The organism is Alteromonas sp. I10 (genome assembly GCF_003201515.1).
Taxonomy (GTDB): domain Bacteria; phylum Pseudomonadota; class Gammaproteobacteria; order Enterobacterales; family Alteromonadaceae; genus Alteromonas; species Alteromonas macleodii.
In genome coordinates this window covers 241429-259671 of the sequence record NZ_QJJN01000006.1, presented here as the reverse complement: position 1 = coordinate 259671, position 18243 = coordinate 241429, and the positions used below count along the sequence as shown (strand labels likewise).

The 18243-nt window shown below is 47.4% G+C and carries 16 protein-coding genes and 1 riboswitch; of the genes, 5 read left to right on the top strand and 11 right to left on the bottom strand.

Annotated features, from left to right (window positions below; translation table 11 throughout):
* Nucleotides 1-29 precede the first annotated feature (29 nt).
* Nucleotides 30-554 carry a hypothetical protein gene (locus tag BZA03_RS13545; RefSeq protein ID WP_110289045.1) on the top strand — a complete coding sequence of 175 codons (525 nt, stop codon included), beginning with the start codon at nucleotides 30-32 and terminating at the stop codon, nucleotides 552-554.
* Nucleotides 555-700: 146 nt separating this feature from the next.
* Here the strand turns inward: BZA03_RS13545 and BZA03_RS13540 are convergent, their stop codons facing one another.
* Nucleotides 701-1921: an acyl-CoA dehydrogenase family protein gene (locus BZA03_RS13540; RefSeq protein ID WP_110289044.1), complete on the bottom strand. Its 1221-nt coding sequence runs from the start codon at nucleotides 1919-1921 to the stop codon at nucleotides 701-703.
* 212 nt (nucleotides 1922-2133) lie between these two features.
* Here BZA03_RS13540 and BZA03_RS13535 point away from each other — a divergent pair, with 212 nt between their 5' ends.
* The 4 genes from BZA03_RS13535 to BZA03_RS13520 all read left to right on the top strand — a co-directional run bounded on the left by BZA03_RS13535 (nucleotide 2134) and on the right by BZA03_RS13520 (nucleotide 6670).
* Nucleotides 2134-3057 (top strand): LysR family transcriptional regulator, encoded by a 924-nt coding sequence (locus BZA03_RS13535; RefSeq protein WP_075177690.1) that lies wholly within the window; start codon nucleotides 2134-2136, stop codon nucleotides 3055-3057.
* A gap of 137 nt (nucleotides 3058-3194) precedes the next feature.
* Nucleotides 3195-3956 (top strand): MBL fold metallo-hydrolase, encoded by a 762-nt coding sequence (locus tag BZA03_RS13530; protein WP_014947788.1) that lies wholly within the window; start codon nucleotides 3195-3197, stop codon nucleotides 3954-3956.
* Between the two features lie 213 nt (nucleotides 3957-4169).
* On the top strand, nucleotides 4170-5555 hold the full coding sequence (locus BZA03_RS13525; RefSeq protein ID WP_110289043.1) for a YcjX family protein: 1386 nt from the start codon (nucleotides 4170-4172) through the stop codon (nucleotides 5553-5555).
* Nucleotides 5556-5557: 2 nt separating this feature from the next.
* Complete coding sequence (locus BZA03_RS13520; RefSeq protein ID WP_049587562.1) at nucleotides 5558-6670, top strand: YcjF family protein; 1113 nt, start codon at nucleotides 5558-5560, stop codon at nucleotides 6668-6670.
* Nucleotides 6671-6768: 98 nt separating this feature from the next.
* Here BZA03_RS13520 and BZA03_RS13515 read toward each other — a convergent pair whose 3' ends face one another.
* From BZA03_RS13515 to BZA03_RS13470, 10 genes are all read right to left on the bottom strand, one after another.
* On the bottom strand, nucleotides 6769-7995 hold the full coding sequence (locus tag BZA03_RS13515) for a threonine/serine exporter ThrE family protein (protein ID WP_014947791.1): 1227 nt from the start codon (nucleotides 7993-7995) through the stop codon (nucleotides 6769-6771).
* A gap of 228 nt (nucleotides 7996-8223) precedes the next feature.
* Complete coding sequence (thiH, locus tag BZA03_RS13510; RefSeq protein WP_061093907.1) at nucleotides 8224-9357, bottom strand: 2-iminoacetate synthase ThiH; 1134 nt, start codon at nucleotides 9355-9357, stop codon at nucleotides 8224-8226.
* Complete coding sequence (locus BZA03_RS13505; protein WP_110289042.1) at nucleotides 9354-10124, bottom strand: thiazole synthase; 771 nt, start codon at nucleotides 10122-10124, stop codon at nucleotides 9354-9356. Before BZA03_RS13505 ends, thiH begins: the two co-directional genes overlap by 4 nt.
* Nucleotide 10125: 1 nt before the next feature.
* Nucleotides 10126-10335 carry a sulfur carrier protein ThiS gene (gene thiS / locus BZA03_RS13500; RefSeq protein ID WP_014947794.1) on the bottom strand — a complete coding sequence of 70 codons (210 nt, stop codon included), beginning with the start codon at nucleotides 10333-10335 and terminating at the stop codon, nucleotides 10126-10128.
* Nucleotides 10332-11126, bottom strand: a complete 795-nt coding sequence (locus tag BZA03_RS13495) for a HesA/MoeB/ThiF family protein (protein WP_110289041.1) — start codon at nucleotides 11124-11126, stop codon at nucleotides 10332-10334. The genes thiS and BZA03_RS13495 overlap by 4 nt, the downstream gene beginning before the upstream one ends.
* Nucleotides 11119-12720: a thiamine phosphate synthase gene (gene thiE, locus BZA03_RS13490; RefSeq protein WP_110289040.1), complete on the bottom strand. Its 1602-nt coding sequence runs from the start codon at nucleotides 12718-12720 to the stop codon at nucleotides 11119-11121. The genes BZA03_RS13495 and thiE overlap by 8 nt, the downstream gene beginning before the upstream one ends.
* Nucleotides 12717-14627: a phosphomethylpyrimidine synthase ThiC gene (thiC, locus tag BZA03_RS13485; protein ID WP_110289039.1), complete on the bottom strand. Its 1911-nt coding sequence runs from the start codon at nucleotides 14625-14627 to the stop codon at nucleotides 12717-12719. The genes thiE and thiC overlap by 4 nt, the downstream gene beginning before the upstream one ends.
* A 274-nt stretch (nucleotides 14628-14901) precedes the next feature.
* Nucleotides 14902-15013: riboswitch (TPP riboswitch) on the bottom strand.
* Nucleotides 15014-15124: 111 nt separating this feature from the next.
* On the bottom strand, nucleotides 15125-16300 hold the full coding sequence (locus BZA03_RS13480) for a heme biosynthesis HemY N-terminal domain-containing protein (RefSeq protein WP_110289038.1): 1176 nt from the start codon (nucleotides 16298-16300) through the stop codon (nucleotides 15125-15127).
* Nucleotides 16297-17469 (bottom strand): uroporphyrinogen-III C-methyltransferase, encoded by a 1173-nt coding sequence (locus BZA03_RS13475; protein WP_110289037.1) that lies wholly within the window; start codon nucleotides 17467-17469, stop codon nucleotides 16297-16299. The genes BZA03_RS13480 and BZA03_RS13475 overlap by 4 nt, the downstream gene beginning before the upstream one ends.
* Nucleotides 17470-18201, bottom strand: coding sequence for a uroporphyrinogen-III synthase (locus BZA03_RS13470; RefSeq protein ID WP_110289036.1), 732 nt, complete (start codon nucleotides 18199-18201; stop codon nucleotides 17470-17472).
* Between the last annotated feature and the right edge of the window lie 42 nt (nucleotides 18202-18243).

Below are 18243 nucleotides of genomic sequence, written 5' to 3'. Positions count from 1 at the left end.
TACTAAACACTAAGAAGACGGAGTTTCAAGTGACTAAGCATTTAAGCTGTGCGTTTAACCAAACCCTCCAGTTCGCGCTTTTCGCTGCGAGCCTTGGTTGGTGCTGCCAACTGTCGGCTCATACCAGTCAACCTAGTTATAACACTGCAGAATCGCTAAACCAGAAATCTATACCCCAGCTAAAGCATGCGTTTGATAAACAACGTTTTGCGTTTTTATCGCTTTTTAAAAGCATAAGCGAAACCGCAAAGTCCGACATGATCTGCAGATATCACAAGCCTGTTGGTAGTCAGGTTGCCAGTAAGAATTGCGAGCCCCGTTATGTGAGCGATTTTAGGTCTATGCTTGAGCAAAAGCCTTCTCAAAGTGGCATTGATACAAACCGGTTACCCAGCGATGAACATTTGCGTTTGTTGACTCAAGATACAAGAGAAGAGGCTTTTGAGCATGTTGCTGCATTAATTGCTACTCATCCGGAACTATATCAGAGTTTTACAAGACTAGATGACATTCATCAGCGCATGCAGCAGCAAGCAGTATCTGAAGAAAACTGATTTAGTCAGTGTTGTCGTTGCTAGGAAATGAGAAGTGGTGAAAGGGCTAAGCATCTCGACTTAAGTTAAAGCGATAAAAATCAGGCAATAAAAATGCGGCATTATGAATTGACCTCATAACGCCGCATTTTTCTTTTCAATTATGACTACTGATATTTCTTAAGCTCTAGTCGTGAAACCATGCCTTTATGCACTTCGTCAGGGCCATCAGCTAAGCGAAGGGCTCTTGCACCAGCGGCAAATCGCGCCAGTGGGAAGTCGCTACACATACCCGCACCGCCGTGAATTTGTAGTGCCATATCCACCACGTTTTGTAGCATATTCGGCACCACCACTTTAATGGCTGATATTTCGGTCATAGCGTGCTTTACGCCTAAGTTGTCAATTTTCCAAGCGGCGTGGAGCGTGAGTAAACGCGCTTGCTCAATAGCCATGCGAGCATCGGCTACGCGTTCTAAGTTGCCACCTAAGCGTATGATTGGTTTACCAAACGCAACTCGTTCGTGACCGCGTTTAAGTGCAAGCTCTAGCGCTTTTTCTGCCATGCCGATAGCGCGCATGCAATGGTGAATACGGCCCGGGCCCAAGCGCCCTTGTGCAATAGCAAAGCCTTTGCCTAACCCCATAATTAGGTTGTCTTTGCTCACACGCACATTATCGAAATGCATCTCCCCGTGGCCGTAAGGGGCATCAAAATCGCCGTAGGCATCTAGCATGCGCTTAATGGTAATTCCCGGTGTATCAAGCGGCACTACGACCATACTGTGGCGACTGTGCTTGTCGTTATCAGGGTTAGATAAACCCATGAATATAGTTATAGCAGCATTAGGATGGCCTAACCCTGTCGACCACCACTTTTTACCGTTAATCACTACGTCATCGCCATCTTCAATAATGGTTGCGGCCATATTGGTAGCGTCAGACGATGCAACATCAGGCTCTGTCATACCAAACACTGAGCGTATTTCACCTGCTAGCAATGGATTAAGCCATTTCTCTTTTTGAGCGTCGCTACCGAAGTGATACAGCACTTCCATATTGCCGGTATCAGGCGCATTGCAGTTAAAAATCTCTGGTGCAAAGAGATATTTGCCCATGCGCTCTGCCATAGGCGCATATTCAAGTGTGGTAAGGCCCTGGCCTAGCTCGGCATCGGGCAAAAACAGATTGGCTAACCCTGCTTCGCGCGCTTTAGCTTTAAGCGCTTCAGTACCAGGGTGCAGCTTCCAGGTTTTCCAGTCACCGTGATTATTTTCTTTATGGTGAAAGTCGTAAACTTCATCTTCAATTGGCGCTATATGCTCGGCTATAAAATTATCGAGCTTCTCTAGTAAGGCTTTGGTTTTGTCGTTATGTGAAAAATCCATAGGGCACCTTTTTACATTCGTTGAAATTGTACTAATTAGATATAGAGAGTATTTGCTTCGCATCTCGCACTTGGGTCGCCGCAAGTTAAAATGTAGGACTGTCTCTAAAGCGTGCGATAACTGTTCGTTAAACGCATAGTAGAGAAAGTTGTTAAGTGAATGAAATGAAATATAATCCTTAATTGGTGTGAATCCCATTCATGGTGATGGCAATGTTCGAAAATAGACAATTCGAGAAGTTGGATCTAAACCTGCTAAAGGTTTTTGAAGCGCTTTGGCAGCATAGGAATATGACCCGCGTAGCTGAAGCGCTCCACATTACGCCATCGGCCGTTAGCCATGCCATGCGCAGGTTTAGGGATATTTTGGGCGATCCACTTTTTGTTAAAGAAAAACAAAGCATGTTGCCTACTGCGGCCTGCGAACGGCTAGCGCCCGCTATTCTAAAAGCCTTAAGCGATATTCGAAAAGCATTAGGGGAGTTTGCCGACTTCGACCCGTTACACAGCCATCAGCGCTTTGTTATTGCCATGCAAGAGTCTCTTGAATTAGGCGTTTTACCTGTCCTGCTTTCAACCCTTGAAAAACAAGCACCTAATGTCGAAATAGTAAGCACTCGCTTACATCGAGATACAATGTTGGCAGACTTAACAAATCGAAACCTCCACCTTGTCATTGATATTGGTCGCGCTGTTGCCGCGCCCATCTCTCACTCACTATTGCGCCGCGACACCTACAAGGTGCTTATGAATAAGCAAAACCCGCTGGCACAAAATATAGATAAGAAAAAGTATGTGGCGGCACGCCATATAACGGTGTCGAACCGGGCAAAAGGGGCGTCGGTAGAAGAAATTGCGCTGCAGCAACTAGGTATAAGCCGTCCTTCATTATGGCGTTGCCAAAACTATCGCGCCGCGGCAGATGTGGTGGCTAGCACTAACGCTTTGTTAACTTTGCCAGGCTCTGTGGCTGATGCGGTAAGCGATGATAACTTGATTAGCACCAAACTGCCGTATCAGCTTCCCGCGTTGGAAACACACCTTTACTGGCATAGCCAGCAGGAAGGCGAGCCCGGGCTAATGTGGTTACGCAATTTAATGCTACACTTGTTCGCTGAATCTGGTCTTACCAGATAGGTTCTGATAGGATTCAGCGCTATAGGCATTATCACGCAGCCCACACTTTGCCAGCGATTAGCGGGGTTTAGTGCTAGCGTACATGAAGTATGTCAGAGACCGCGGTAGACGCGTGTTTTGGTGAAAAGGAAGCAGTAATGAATATTCACACACTTGCAGGCTACATACAGCATATTTATCTTGTTGAAGACAGCAAGGGGTTGCTATTGCTTGATGGCTGTAGCCGCGCCGATGTAGACAACGTGTGTCGATACATTACGCAAACCTTAGGTCGTCCGTTAAGTGACTTAAAGCTGATTGTGGTTACACATATGCATCCAGATCACGCCGGAGGCGCCATTAAACTGCGTGAACGTACTGGTGCGCAGGTGGCATCTCACCCCAAAGCCATTAATTGGTATGCTGGGTTTGCTGGGCGTACTGCTCACGGCATAGATTTGTTGCTAACCTGGTGGGTGGCCAATCGTATTGGCAAGCCAAGAATGCCCATTTGGTACAACCCAATACTAGCGCCAGACATGACGCTTGCCGACAATCAGTTACTGCCCGGTTTTCCTGACTGGCAGGTTATGTACACGCCGGGTCATACCGACCACGATTTAACGCTTAAGCACATTCCCACGCAGCAGGCTTACATTGCCGATGTATTGGTACAGGTGAAAGGTGAACTAGTACCGCCATATCCGTTATGTCACCCAAACCAATATCGCGAAAGCTTAAAGAAGCTGGCCCAGTCACATATTGATACATTCTTTTGTGCTCACGTTCCGCCCACCAAAAAGTCGGATATCGATTTTGAACACGTTATTGAAAACGCGCCGCGCAAACCTAAGAATCACTGGCACTCCAGTAAAAATCGCATAAAGAAAAAGCTATTCAACAAGACTCGCGAGCATTAGTTTATTAGCCGTCGTTAGCTTTACTTATTTTACGCAGCGGCGTGTTTAGCTGGCACTGCCCTTGCTTTTCCCCCTTAATAACCACATTAATCCTATAGGCATATCTATAATAACGAGAGGGCAATAATGTATAGGCCGCACTCTCTGGATATTATTTTTAAAGGTTTAGGTTTAAGGGAATAGGAACTGCAAAGGCAGAATACAAACAAGATAATGCAAAAAAATATCGCTACGCTTTTTGACAAGACTCGGGCAATGGCGTCGCTAACTGGCGACAAACTTAGCAGTGTGTTTAACAAAGAAACTCACAGATTCACCATTACTGGGCTAAGTCGAAGCGGTAAATCTATGCTGTTCACCAGCCTTATCACTATGCTGAAAAGCCGTAGTGAAGAGGGCTATGCGTGTTTGCCTTTGCTACGTTATTTGCCGCCATCCCAAGTGCTTGATATGCGCATAGAGCCCATTGAAGGCTACAAACCGTTCCCGCATATACAGAACATTGCTGATCTTGAAAACGGCCAATGGCCTAAAGCCACCGAAGAAGCATTCGGTTTTAAGCTGGTGGTGCGTTTAAAAGAAACCGCCTCATTGAAGCGTCATGTACTGCCTCATAGCGATGTGGTGTTTGAGTTTATCGATTACCCTGGAGAATGGGTGACCGACATTCCCATGCTAAGTAAAACCTATGCTCATTGGTCAGACTCTGCGTGGGCTCAGCTTAGCAGTGGGCCGCAGCAGTATTTTGCCAACCAGTGGAAAGCGTTTGTTAATCAGTTTGATTTTGAGCAAGAGCCAACCGAACAGCGTATTCAGCTGCTGGTTAATGCCTATCTCGATTATTTAGTAGAAGCGAAGGCCAACGGCATCTCGCTTCTTCAACCGGGTAGTTTTTTATTGGAATCGAGCGACTTCGATTGGCAGGCCTTTGGTTTTACGCCGCTTCCTTCTAGCATCACCAGCGATGTATCACACCCTTGGTTTAAAATATTCGACAAGCACTTTGCTAAATTCCAAAGTGGGTGGTTAACGCCGCTGAAGCAGTCCATTTTCAAAGAAACCGACAAGCAGATAATTCTTGTCGATTTGTTTGAAGGGCTTAACCACAGCAGACAGCATTTGTATCAGTTAAAAGAAACTCTGAGTCATTTGGCCGACACCTTTGTGTACGGGCAAAGCACGTGGTTTTCACGCAATGTGCTGAAAAAAGAACAAATAGGCAGAGTGGCGTTTGTGGCCACTAAGTCTGATTTAGTGCCTGTAAGTCAGCGCGCTAACTTACTTAATTTACTTACCCAAATTACCGAAGGGGCGAGAGCACGGTTTGACGGTAAACCCATACAATTTGAGCATTTTTTAGTGTCTAGCATGCAAGTAACCGACGAAGGTAGTAATGATGATGCTATTCGTTACAAAGACACTGATGGCCGCTATGTAGAGTCTACGTTCGAACCTATTCCCAGCACTTTGAAAGAGATGGAAGAGGGTAGCCACTTTCCAGTACCTGATGTGAGTGTACCTAGCGATTTTAAGGCGCGTATTTTAGCGGGTAAGGGCGTAGATAGATTGCTTCAGTTTTTACTGGGCAAAGGAGAGTAAGAATGAGCGATAAACCTTATACATTTGACGAAAGCCCAGAACAAACAAGCCAGTCTACGCTTAGAAGCGATGCAATTTACGGCGATGTCGGTGAGGAAGATCAGCATAATGCGGTGACTGGATATGGTAAACCTAATAATGACCATGAAAGGGATGCGGTAACAAAACCACAGTACAAAACCAAAGTTAAAACACAAACCTTAGACATAGCGCAGCCTGAAACCAAACTTCCGCAACAAGTTACCGAGGATGTATGGGAAGTGGATACTAAAAAAGGTGGCCTGTCGTTAGGTGCGGCAACATTAGGATTTGGCGTTGTTTCATTAATTGGCTTTTTTGTTTTTGAAGCTTATACCACCCTTGCGGCAAACGTTTCCGAGCACCCCATCGGTACGGGCGTACTGGGCGCATTATTGGTTGGTTTTGTAAGCTGCTTTAGCTTTTTGAGTTTTAAAGAGTGGCGAGGCTACAAGCAAGTAAATACGGCGATGGAAGATGCAAGCGTTATCCGAGATTTGCTGGCTAGTAATGGGACAGAGCCTTCAGCGCAGAAAGAGCCTTCAGCGAAACAAAATCCATCAGCGGGAACAGAAGCATCGCCACAGAAAATTGATCGCGTGCTAAGCCAGCACGGCAAACGCTTTTCGCGGGGGTCTTACGCAGCGCATTGTTTCGACCGTTATAAGCAGCAGCTTCAAGACGACATGACAGGCCCAGAACGATTAGGCCTGTACGAAGACACGGTACTAAAACCTGTTCAGGAAAAGGCGCACAAGGTGCTGAATAAAGAGTCGGTGACCGCCGGAAGCCTTGCTTTTATAAGCCCCAATAATCTTATTCAAACTTTTGCTGTGGTATGGATTAGCTTTCGTACCATTCGTCGAATGGCCCGCGTGTATGGACTAAGGCCAAGTACAGCAGGGAACTGGAAGTTGCTTAAGGTGTTGGCGCAAAACATTGCGGCACAAGGCGTGTTTGACTTAGCTACCGACGAAGTTGCCAATCAAATTGGCGGCAGCTTGTCGGCGAAGTTTATGGAAAATTCTGCTGAAGCGATTGCTGCGGGCGCGCTCAACGCCCGTTTAGGACGAGCGTTGATCAAGTTGCTTAAATAGCGCGTCTTACCTGCTTGTTAGGCTGCGCTAGTGATTTTGCGCAGCCTAGTTGCACCAGCCGCGCTCTAGCACGAAACTCTTAGGTTACTGTATCAACGTTATAGCGCCTTTTTAGTGGGCACCACCACGTTAGCAAAGATTAATCCCGCCACTAGTGACATAAAGATAAGAAATACTTCCTGCCCCAAATGGTCGGCCTTCACAAAGTCTTGGCCTGTCATAAACGAGTTCAAGCCAATATAGGTCTTAGACCCCGGCACCAGCACTATAAGTCCGTGCATAGCCACAATGGTCGCGGGTTGGTTAGCAATGCGGGTGAACGCATTCGCAAAAATGCCTAATGCAAACGCACCCACGAACGCGCCCAGCCCAGGGCTCATGTAGTCAGAGCTCCATGCGGTAGCACTGTAGGCAATAAATGCTGCTGCCAATGCCCATGGAATGTGTTTAATACGCGTTCTGAATATCGCAACTAGGGCAATACACAGCAAGAATACCGCTAGCCAAGTAGCCCAGTAAGGCAGCGATTCTGCAGGGGTATACACGTTTTCACCAAATGCACTAAAGCCCACTGACACACCCAAAAAAGCACCGAAATACAGCTTAAACAGCTGCATGATGGCGTCCATAGTACGAGCCGTGCCCGACACCATGTTTCGCGATGAAAGCTCGGCAAGGCCCATAGTCAGGGCTAGTCCGGGTACAAATACAATCACCGATGAAAGCACAACCAGCGGAATGTTAATGCCAGGGTCAACGTATTGACCAATAGCACAGGCAAGAATGCCGCCAACGAACGCGGTGACAGGCTCTAGCATCAAGTTTACGCGTTTAGACTGCTGTGCCCATAAGGTCCAAAGATAAGCCACAATACCCAAGGCACCCGACCAGCCAATTTCACTCCAGCTTGCACCCATTAGCATAGCAAACGCGCCGGTGGCCATAGCAAAGGCTACGCCTGTAACCCATTTACCATAAGGGCTGCCCATGGCATCTATTTCATTTAAGCGCTTGTCAGCTTCACTTAAGGTTAATTTGCCCGACAGCAGTTCGCTGGCCAGTTCATCGGTAAGCGACAACGCGTTCATGTCTAGCTCGCCTGGAAGCAAACGCGCAGCATGGTTATATTCGTCTTCGTGACGGTCACTCCAGATAACAAAAGTCAGTGAAGTTGGCGTTGAAATAAATGAAGCGTGTACGCCTAAATACTTAGCGACTTCACCTAGGTAAGCTTCAAGACGGAACGCAGGGGTACCGTACTTGTGCAGCATTTTGCCTAGCTTCACTATAAATCTACGAATTTGAATAAATTCAACGGTATCCAACGCACTGCCCTTTAGTTTTGATAAATCTAATATGAGATAAATGAGACAAAAAAGCCAGACGCATAGGTAAAGTGTCTGGCTAAAATTTGGGCGGATTGTACGGAGGGTTTTGCACGAAAGCAAAACAAATTTTCTCTTATTTTCCCTTACAAAAACTAATCGATTAATCCATTAAAAGTGCGCTCTTTAGCGCGAGTTTTCAAACGAAAAATACAGGTATTCTTGCGCTTAAACACGTTCTGTAAACGGCATCCAGTCTTTCCAAACGGGTTCCAGTCCTTTCATTGAAAGTGCGCTCACGACATCTGATACAGATCGGTTATCGTCAATATCGAATTGATTTAGTGCCTTCGATGGGGCGCTGTAACCGCCAGGCTGTGTTTGCGAGGCCGCACTCATAGACGTTATGCCAAGCGGCATTACACCATCCCGAAATATCGCCGACTCTCGGGTAGACAGCGAGAGTTCTGCTTGTGGGTTAAAAATGCGGTGGGCGCATATTAGCTGCAGCAGATCTCGCTCGTTAGGGAGTTTACTATTGGTGAGGGCGTTGCCGCCAGTGCTGTTACCTTCACAGCTACGAAGGCGCGGAAAAGCAATAGATACACGGCTTTGCCAGTAGTGTTGCTGTATTAATTTGCCGTGAAGGGCGGTCATGGCGCTATCAACCCGCCAGTCGCCTAAACCCAGTAGTGCGCCAATGCCAATTTTATCAATGCCGGCTTTCCCTATGCGATCGGAGGCTTCTAAGCGCCATAAGAAGTCCTGTTTTTTTCCTCGAGTGTGGTAATTAGCGTAATGCTGCGGTGAGTAGGTTTCTTGATACACTAACACCGCGTCTAAGCCCAGGTGCTTCAAGGTTTCATATTGCTCACGCTTTAAAGGTTGTACCTCCATCATAAGGTAGCTCACCTTTTCGCGAATGGCGGTTAGTGTTTGCTCAAAATATTCCATCCCCACTTTGGTTTCATGTTCGCCAGTAACCAGCAATACCTGTGAAAAGCCTAAATCTTTGATGGCTTCAATTTCGGTCAACACTTCGCTTATAGACAGGGTTTTGCGCTTTATTTTGTTGCTCATTGTAAAGCCGCAATAGGTACATTCGTTGGCACACAAGTTTGACAAATACAGAGGTACAAACAGCTGCATGGTATTGCCAAAGCGATGGCGAGTAATTGTTTTAGCGCGATAGGCCATGGCTTCTAAGTACATAGCGCCAGCGGGAGAGATCAGCGCCATGAAGTCGTCTAAAGAAAGTGTATCTTTACCTAACGCTCGTTCTACGTCGCCCGCTGTTTTGCTGTTTATCGACATAGCCACATGCGACAAGTCTTGCTGCATTAATGCCTGTGCTACCTTCATACCGCCGGCTCCAAAAAGGCGGTAAGCGGGCTAGAGGCTTTGGCAAAACTGCTGGTAGCACCAAGTCCAGCTTCAAAGGCTTTTCGCCCCGTTTCTACGGCGCTTGCGAAAGCTGCTGCCATAGCAACTGGGTCCATAGCCGTGGCGATGGCCGTATTCACCAATACTGCGTCTACTCCCAGCTCCATGGCCGCCATAGCTTCGCTTGGCTTACCAATGCCTGCATCTACAATGACGGGTATCGACGCTTGCTCAACAATAATTTGCAAAAAGGGTTTGGTTTGTAAGCCCTGATTACTGCCAATAGGCGCGCCCAATGGCATAACGGCAGTGCAGCCTACCTCTTCTAAGCGTTTACATAAAACGGGGTCTGCTCCGCAGTAAGGCAAAACGTGAAACCCTTTTTTAACCAGTGCCTCTGCGGCAAGCAGGGTTTCGATGGGGTCGGGCAATAAGTAGCGTTGGTCTGGATGAATTTCCAGCTTCACCCAAGGGCTACCTAATGCTTCGTAAGCAAGTTCGGCGGCGAATATGGCTTCTTTTGCGTTCTTAGCTCCCGACGTGTTCGGCAAAAGAGTAACGCCCAATGCTTTTAATGCCGAAAGCGTTTCATCTTGTGAGCTATGGCTGGCGACACGCTTCATTGCCAAGGTCACCATGCTGCTCTTGGCTGCCTGTACCGCGCTTTTCATGGTGTCCAGGTTACTAAATTTGCCAGTGCCAGTTAACAGGCGGGAAGGGATGGTGTGATTTGCGAGTGTTAGCATTTTAGCCTCCTGCCACTAGGGTGAAGATATCCACGGTATCGTTGTTACTTAAGTAGGTTGTTGGCCATTCATTCTTGCTGATAATGGCGGCATTTTTGGCAACGGCGGTGCCTTCGTCTTTCAATTGTTTTAGAGCAATTAATTCACTAAGTGATATAGGAGAAATCACGCTCATTGGTTGATTGTTCACGTTGATATTAATTTGGGTCATTGGCATACCTCACAAGAAGAAGAGGGGGGAAGCTTGAAACTTTGCAGCGTACCTTGGCCTGCATGGGCGTTTACGTAATGGCCCCATTTAATATCGGCATCGAAGCCCCTTGCCAGAAATAACAAGGCTTGGGTAGCTTGGTGGCATGCTGCCATGCCTACTACTGGGCCTAGTACACCTTTGCTAACGCAATCTTCGCGTACGGCAACATTATTCACTAAACACTCGTAGCAACCGCAGGTGGTTGAGTTTTGAGGCAAGTTCAGCGCTTGCCAGGTAAGTCCACTGGCTGCGGCAATAAAAAGCGGAATAGAGGCGCGAAACGAGGCCAGGTTTATCTGTCTTCGTACCGTCACGTTGTCGGTGCAATCCAGCACGCAGGTGGCTGATGCAATCAAGGTTGGTAAGTTGTTACTATCAGTAAATAAGCTTTTAAACTGGATGTTTAAATGCGAGTTCACTTTACGCAGTTCATTGTAAAGCGATTTAGCTTTAAGCTCGCCTAGGTGCATTTCATTGTAGCTTATTTGGCGCTGCAAATTACTAATGTCGACGGTGTCACCATCTATAAGTGTAATGTTGCCCACTCCTGCGCCTGCTAAATAGCGGGCGGTTAAGCTGCCTAATCCACCTAAGCCAACGATAACAGCGTGTGCACCCGCCAAATTAAGCTGTCCGTCGTGATCAATGCAATCGAGTAAGAGTTGTCTGCTGTAGCGACGTATATCCTGATGCGCTAACTGCTGGCCTACTGAGTGACTAAGTGAATGAGTAGCTGAATGACTAAGCAAACCCAGCCTCCTCAACCAATGCTTGGTAGGCTTTTAGCGGGTATTCTGCCTGAGTGATTGCACTTACCACAGCAATGCCGCTAACGCCGGTTTTAGCTACATCGCCTATACGCGATAAGTTAATACCACCAATAGCAACGGTGGGAATGCCATCGCAAAGCTGCACATACTTTTCTAAACGTGCTACACCTTGGGGCTTCGAAGGCATGTCTTTGGTATTGGTGGGGAAGATATGACCAAGGGCAATGTAAGACGGGTTTAAAGCGCGAACACGTTGAATTTCAGCGAAGCCGTGCGTTGATATTCCAAACCGTAAACCCGCACTACGGATGGCGTTTAGGTCTGCGGTGTCGATATCCTCTTGCCCCAAGTGCACACCGTAAGCCCCGAGTTCTATGGCCAGCTCCCAATAGTCATTAATGAATAATTGGCAGTCGGTGTGTTTCACCAATTCTATTGCCTCTTTTATTTGCTGACGAATGTCTTCTTGGGAGCCTTGTTTAACCCGTAGCTGCATGATTTTTACGCCCGTTGGCCAGAGGCGGGCTATCCATTGCACACTATCCACTACAGGGTAGATGCCTAAATGAGTATGAGTAAGTGCAGGAAAGTGGGCTTCTTTACAAGACGAGGCTTTAAGAAGGGAATCCTTATCCCGCTCTTTTTCATTAGCAGTGGCGCCACGTTGGTGAAAGGTCACCAGCGGAAAGCTCTCTGGTTTTGCGGGAAAGCCGTTGGTTTGTGCAAAGTAGGTGGTTAATTCGTTACTTATGGCGTTTGCGTTAGCCGCTGCGCATTGCTTTGGTAGTGTATGGCCACGAACTTCGCTGACGTAAGCATTAGCAAGCGTAAGTGCGTCTTCAATGCAGTAGTCGTGCACAATGAATGCCGCTAATGCGCTGGCTAACATACAGCCTGTGCCGCGAAGGTTGCCGTTAGCGTATTTCGGCTGGCTAAAACGAAGAGTGTGAGAGGCACAAACAAAAATATCGCTCACGTTTTTTTGCCAGTGGGCGTGACCGCCTTTCACGTACACGCTCTTTGCGCCTTTACCCCTTAGCCGATTGATTGCAGTTAGCAAGCTCGCTTCATCAACAACTGGCAAATGAGTGAGCCACGCAAGCTCATCGATATTAGGCGTAACGATATCTACCGTATTCAACAGTTCGTCAACTACGCTTTCGCTTAACTCACTCAGCACGCCACCTGACGAGGTAGACAGCACAGGGTCCCATACAACGAAGGGGCGAGGGTTAGATGTTTTTTGAATACGTGCACACAACAACAGCGCTTGCTCATCATTAGCAATAGCGCCAATTTTAATAGCGCGTGGTGGGGTATCTTCAAACAGCACCTGCCACTGCTGATTTAATGCCGACGCGCACATGCTTTCCTTACTAAGCATGATTGAGTTGGACTGCACGGTAAGTTGTGTAGTGAGCACACAAGCATGGATGTTCAGATCGGCCAATGTAATGGCGTCGCGGGTAACGCCCGCACCACCGCTACAGTCAACGCCTCCCACACACCACACTACAGGAAGTGCAGTGGTGAGGTTGTTGGATGCAGGGCTTATGGACGCTTTCGCCATCATGGTAGCTCTACCTTGCTATCTGCAGTGTGATAAAGCTCTGCGCCAGACTGATTGAATGCCTGGGCCATCTCTTTCATGCCTTTTTCTTTCTCAAACTCTTGCTGCTCTACTTGTTTAGCCACATCGCGCACTTCCTGAGAAATTTTCATGCTGCAAAATTTAGGGCCGCACATAGAGCAGAAATGCGCAACTTTGCCAGACGCCTGCGGCAAGGTTTCATCGTGATAAGCGCGCGCAGTATGTGGGTCGAGAGCTAAATTGAACTGGTCTTCCCATCTGAATTCAAAGCGAGCTTTCGACATGGCGTTGTCGCGAATTTGTGCACCTGGGTGTCCTTTTGCCAAGTCGGCAGCGTGGGCTGCAATTTTGTAGGTGATAAGCCCCTGTTTAACGTCTTCTTTGTTAGGTAGGCCCAAATGCTCTTTAGGTGTTACATAGCACAGCATTGCGCAGCCATACCAACCAATCATGGCGGCACCTATACCTGAAGTGAAGTGATCATAGCCAGGAGCGATATCGGTGGTGAGGGGGCCAAGGGTATAAAACGGTGCTTCGTGGCAGTGCTTAAGCTGCTCTTCCATGTTCGCTTTAATCATATGCATTGGCACATGCCCCGGGCCTTCAATCATTACCTGAACATCGTACTCCCATGCAATTTTCGTCAACTCTCCAAGGGTACGTAATTCAGAGAATTGCGCGTCGTCGTTAGCGTCAGCTACGCTACCAGGGCGCAGGCCATCACCTAGCGACAGCGCCACATCGTACTTAGCGCAAATTTCGCAAATATCGTGAAAGTGCTCATACAGAAAGCTTTGCTGGTGGTGGCTTAAGCACCACTTTGCCATTATCGAACCGCCGCGCGATACAATGCCGGTAACCCGCTTTGCGGTAAGGTGTACGTATTCAAGCAGCACGCCAGCGTGAATGGTGAAGTAGTCTACGCCTTGTTCGGCTTGCTCAATTAGGGTGTCTTTAAACATCTCCCACGTTAAATCTTCGGCTACACCGTTTACTTTTTCTAGCGCTTGATAAATGGGGACGGTGCCAAGAGGAACAGGACTGTTTCTAAGCAGCCACTCTCGGGTTTCGTGAATATTTCTGCCGGTAGATAAATCCATGATGGTATCGGCGCCCCAGCGTGTTGACCACACCAGCTTTTCTACCTCTTCTTCAATAGACGAGGTGACTGCTGAATTACCAATGTTTGCGTTAATCTTTACTAGAAAGTTACGCCCTATAACCATTGGCTCCAACTCGGGGTGATTGATGTTGCATGGAATAATGGCGCGGCCTGCGGCCACTTCCTGGCGTACAAATTCGGGCGTGATGGTATCGGGTAAATTCGCACCAAAGTGTTCGCCTTTGTGCTGCTGCGTCAGTTCGGCATCTTTAATGGCCTGGCGACCCATATTCTCGCGAATGGCAATGTATTCCATTTCAGGGGTAATAATGCCCTGTCTTGCGTAGTGAAGCTGGGTAACGTTTTTGCCTGCTTTTGCTTTTAGTGGTTTGCGGCTGCGAATAAAGCGGAAATCTTCGGTAAAAATGTCGTTTTCACGCTCTTTCGCAAAGCTTGATGAAACGCCCTCTAACTCAAAAGTATCGCTGCGCTCTTCAATCCACTTTTGGCGAAGCGGAGCTAGGCCTTTGTGTACATCTATGTTTTCTAGCGGGTCGCCATAAGGGCCAGAGGTGTCGTACACAGGAATGGGCGGGTTTGGCTCTAAGATAGGGTTTTCTTCGGTGCCACCCACTAAACTGTCGTGTTGGTGAATAAGGCGCATGGCCACACGAATATCGTCACGGCTGCCACACTCGTAGTGGCGTGTTGAATTTGGGTAAGCTTCGCCCGCAAGTTCATTAATGAATTGTTGTGCTTGTTGGCGCTGTTCGCGTCTGTTCGACATAGCATTTTACCTTGTAAATTTAGGTTCTAAAAATGCTTGTCAGGAGTGAAGGAGAATACAAAGTGTGAGTGTAGAAGGGGATAGTCCCGTTACTCTAGCGAGATTGTTGGTAAAGGTTTTGGTGATTACAGCCCTTTACTCCGTTGATGTTGACTTGGGGATAAACTTGAACAGTTTACCTTGAGTGACGAGCAGCACCGTCATGGGTGTGTCTGTATCATCAACAGCAAAACAACTTCGCTTCACAACGCTAAACCACGGTTTAACATTGTGCACATTGTATTTTCTTGTTCCCTTCGCAGGTATTAGCCTGATCAGGTTCTACGGATCCCACTTTCGCGGTCTCAGCTTACTGGGTTAACAGTGAAGCACTCCGACAAGTTGTTTAAGTCAATTCGGGTTGTTGTTGAAACAACCCGAATTGAGAATTCCTTTTTACTATATCTTCAATTTTACGGGTAATACAAGTACTACCAGAAAGCTAAATGAATATTCATCTAGCTGGCTAGCTGCTGACCTTCCTTGTAAAGCTGAAGTGCAGTGGCTGTGTCGTGCTTGCGTTCGCTAATTGCAGACAGCAGCAATAAGTCTTCTTTGCGCGACTTCATTTTAGTGGCTTTAAGCAGGGCTTTTTCCGCCAACACATCATCGCCTGAGTTAAATGCAACTTGGCCTAGCGTGGAGTATAGCGACACGTTTTCTTCGTCTTGCTTTATCCAGCTTTCAAGCAGTCGTAGTGATGGCGATGCATCAGGAATATTAAGCTGCGTGAACAGCGGAAACAGGGCGCTATTCGGGCCACGCTTTTGCCATTCAACTAGCAAATTCTGTGCGTCGGCATGCATACCTTGGTCAAGTAACTGTTGAATGTAGGCCGCGCGGTAAGCATCGTCGTGACGAAGCTTACGAGGTAGGGTTTCCCAATACGATTTAAGCTCGACAGCGCCTTGTTTGCTGGCAATTTCGGCAAACTTACCTTTGGCGATGCGCTGGCTCCATGCGGTGTAATCCGCTTTGGGCAATGCTTTACGCCAGCCTGACAAATTCTCCTGAAGTACTTGCCACTTACCTAACTTGGCAAGAATTTGCGCTTTCAACTGCACAACCTGCTTGTTCTCGCGCTCTTGCTCGTCAAGTTCGTTAAGTTTCTCTAGTGCCGCATCGTATTTTTCTTCAGCCATATCAATACGCGCGTGCATGACCGTTGCGGCTACTTTCGCTTTTGGAAAGTCAGTTGCCTGAACGAGGAAATAACGGGCTTTGGCTAAATCGTTATTGGCAAAAGCAATTTGCGCTGACGCCAAATAGTTAACGCCTTCGAAATCGCCGTTGGTGGTTTTGCTTAGCGCCTTTTGAGCTGTATCAAAATCACCTGCAGCCATTGCGTGTAAGCCGTCGTAAAACGCACGCTTTCGTTTGCGCTCCCCCAAAGTGCCGAACCATTTATGTGAACCTGTGATCAGGCTTAACGCCCACAATACAAGTCGAGATAGTACGTACCAGGCAATGACGGCACCTATCACTAAAATACAAAAGCTAATCACCGTCATTTCAACAGCGGTGTTACCCAGTGATATTAGTACGTAGCCCTTATCGCCTAACAACATCGGGCCAACAATGAGTGCAACAACGAATGCGGCTAATACCGCAAGGGCAATAGCTAACCATTTCATAGTGCACTTGCTCCTTGTCCGAACACCTGTTTAACGCGGCTATCCAATAGACGCTCTAGCGGTTTTTGTGACGCTAGCTCTGTAGGTATTGGGCGCGATACATCGGTAGCAATGAGGTTTTGTAGTGCATCTACAAAGCCCGTTACTTGGCTTTTTTCGGTGTCGAACTTTTCAATAATTAACGTTTGAGCGTATTGAAGCGACTGGCTGTAAAGCCCTGCATCGCCCTGAAGCGCGGCGGTTTGCGCGTGCATAAGCTGTAGACGAAGCTGCTCTTTTGCTAGGAACTGGGCTTCTAGTGAAAGCACTGGCTCAACCGGGCCTTCAATAGTTTTCACCGTAAGAAAATCGTTCACCAACGAACGCCACACCTTCGCAAGGTTCTCCTGCCAGTCGTCAGCTGACTCCGATAAGGTCGTGTCTTCTGCATTGGCGTCTTCTGGTTTTTCGAAGGTATCAAGTGGCAGTTTGTCAATTTGAGCAATCATACCCGTAAGCGCGAGGGCGACGGAACTTTGTGATACAGGGTTAAGCTGTTGTAAGGTTTGAATATCTTCTGCAAGGTTTGCGCGAACCGGAAGTACCGATGGATCGGCCAACGACTTTAAGCGTTTATCTGCGTTAACTAGCAGCAAAATTGCTGTGCGTACGTCGTTTTCTAACCAAAGCTTTCTGCCTGCCATGCGAACTAAGTAATCAGCTTCAGCAATGAGCCAGTCTGCCGGGCGGCGACCTTCCATATTATTTAGTTGCTCAAGGGTCGATTCAGCTTGCAGCGTCAGCTTTTCGTTTTGCGCTTTTAACTCGGCTACCGTGCTTTCTAACGTCTGGTTGGTGCGAGCTACTTTGTCGATAGAGGCAACAAGATCAGCGCGCTCACGCTCAATAGTGTTTAGCTGAGAGGTCGTCGTTTGAAGTGCAGATTCAGAGTCCTTGCTTGCCGACTGTTGCTGCATGTAATACCAGTAACCTGCGCCAGCCATACCAAGCACAATAAGGAAAAGGATGATTACAACAAACCACAGTAGACCATTTCCCGACGATTTCTTTTTAGCAGCACCCGACGATGTTGATTCACTGTGCGTGGCAGAAGATTCGATAACGTCTTTTTCAGCTTCCACTTTCACGAGTTCCTCTTTTTGTGGGCTACTTTCATTGTTGTTGGCCATTCAATACTCCCAGTTATCCTTTACCCAGGCGATGAGTGCCTGATCGGTGGCTCGCTGACAAACCGCTACCTCTTTAATGCCTTGGCTAGTGAGGGTTTTGGCAATTCGGTCGCTCACTGTTAACCATTTAATAGATTTAAGTGCTTGGCCAAATTGCGCAATTAGTTGCAGTGCCATTGCTTCGCTTGTAGCGATAATGCCGCTAACTTCGCCCATTTTCCACCGTTTTGTGTAAATTGGGCTTGTAAGTTGCTCTCTCTTATAAACGCAAAAGCTATTAACTAAAATACCTTTTTCGTCTAATCCTGTGGCTATGGCGTCGCGCCCACCTTCACCCTTAATGATAACGACATGCTGACAGTTTGCCTCATTAAGTTGGTGCATTGCCAGTATACCTTCGGATGTATGGGCTTCGGGAATAGCAACCTGCGCCGATGAAAACGCCTGAATTCCCGCTTGTAATTTTCGTGCAGTGGCATCGCCCACAGCTATGATCAATGGTAATTCGTTAGCCGTTTCGCGTAAGCCTTCAATAACGGTGTCTACAGCATATACGCTGGTAACAACAATTGCGTTTACTGCATTTGACGCTAAAAATTCTGCAGCAGCTTTTCTTTCAGACGAAATATCAATGATGTTAGACGTGGCAACGCCTACCGCGTCAATTCCGGCTTTTTCAAAGGCAGAAGCGCTTGCTTTTAACTTTGGCAGTGGGCGTGTAAACAGCAACATACTATCGAATTTTCATCCTTTTATTTTACTGCGTAAACCTGC

Coding starts and splice junctions, on each gene's coding strand:
- BZA03_RS13540 (WP_110289044.1), bottom strand. CDS start 1,921: ATGGATTTTTCACATAACGACAAAACCAAAGCCTTACTAGAGAAGCTC.
- BZA03_RS13535 (WP_075177690.1), top strand. CDS start 2,134: ATGTTCGAAAATAGACAATTCGAGAAGTTGGATCTAAACCTGCTAAAG.
- BZA03_RS13530 (WP_014947788.1), top strand. CDS start 3,195: ATGAATATTCACACACTTGCAGGCTACATACAGCATATTTATCTTGTT.
- BZA03_RS13525 (WP_110289043.1), top strand. CDS start 4,170: ATGCAAAAAAATATCGCTACGCTTTTTGACAAGACTCGGGCAATGGCG.
- BZA03_RS13520 (WP_049587562.1), top strand. CDS start 5,558: ATGAGCGATAAACCTTATACATTTGACGAAAGCCCAGAACAAACAAGC.
- thiH (WP_061093907.1), bottom strand. CDS start 9,357: ATGAAGGTAGCACAGGCATTAATGCAGCAAGACTTGTCGCATGTGGCT.
- BZA03_RS13505 (WP_110289042.1), bottom strand. CDS start 10,124: ATGCTAACACTCGCAAATCACACCATCCCTTCCCGCCTGTTAACTGGC.
- thiS (WP_014947794.1), bottom strand. CDS start 10,335: ATGACCCAAATTAATATCAACGTGAACAATCAACCAATGAGCGTGATT.
- thiE (WP_110289040.1), bottom strand. CDS start 12,720: ATGATGGCGAAAGCGTCCATAAGCCCTGCATCCAACAACCTCACCACT.
- thiC (WP_110289039.1), bottom strand. CDS start 14,627: ATGTCGAACAGACGCGAACAGCGCCAACAAGCACAACAATTCATTAAT.
- BZA03_RS13480 (WP_110289038.1), bottom strand. CDS start 16,300: ATGAAATGGTTAGCTATTGCCCTTGCGGTATTAGCCGCATTCGTTGTT.
- BZA03_RS13475 (WP_110289037.1), bottom strand. CDS start 17,469: ATGGCCAACAACAATGAAAGTAGCCCACAAAAAGAGGAACTCGTGAAA.
- BZA03_RS13470 (WP_110289036.1), bottom strand. CDS start 18,201: ATGTTGCTGTTTACACGCCCACTGCCAAAGTTAAAAGCAAGCGCTTCT.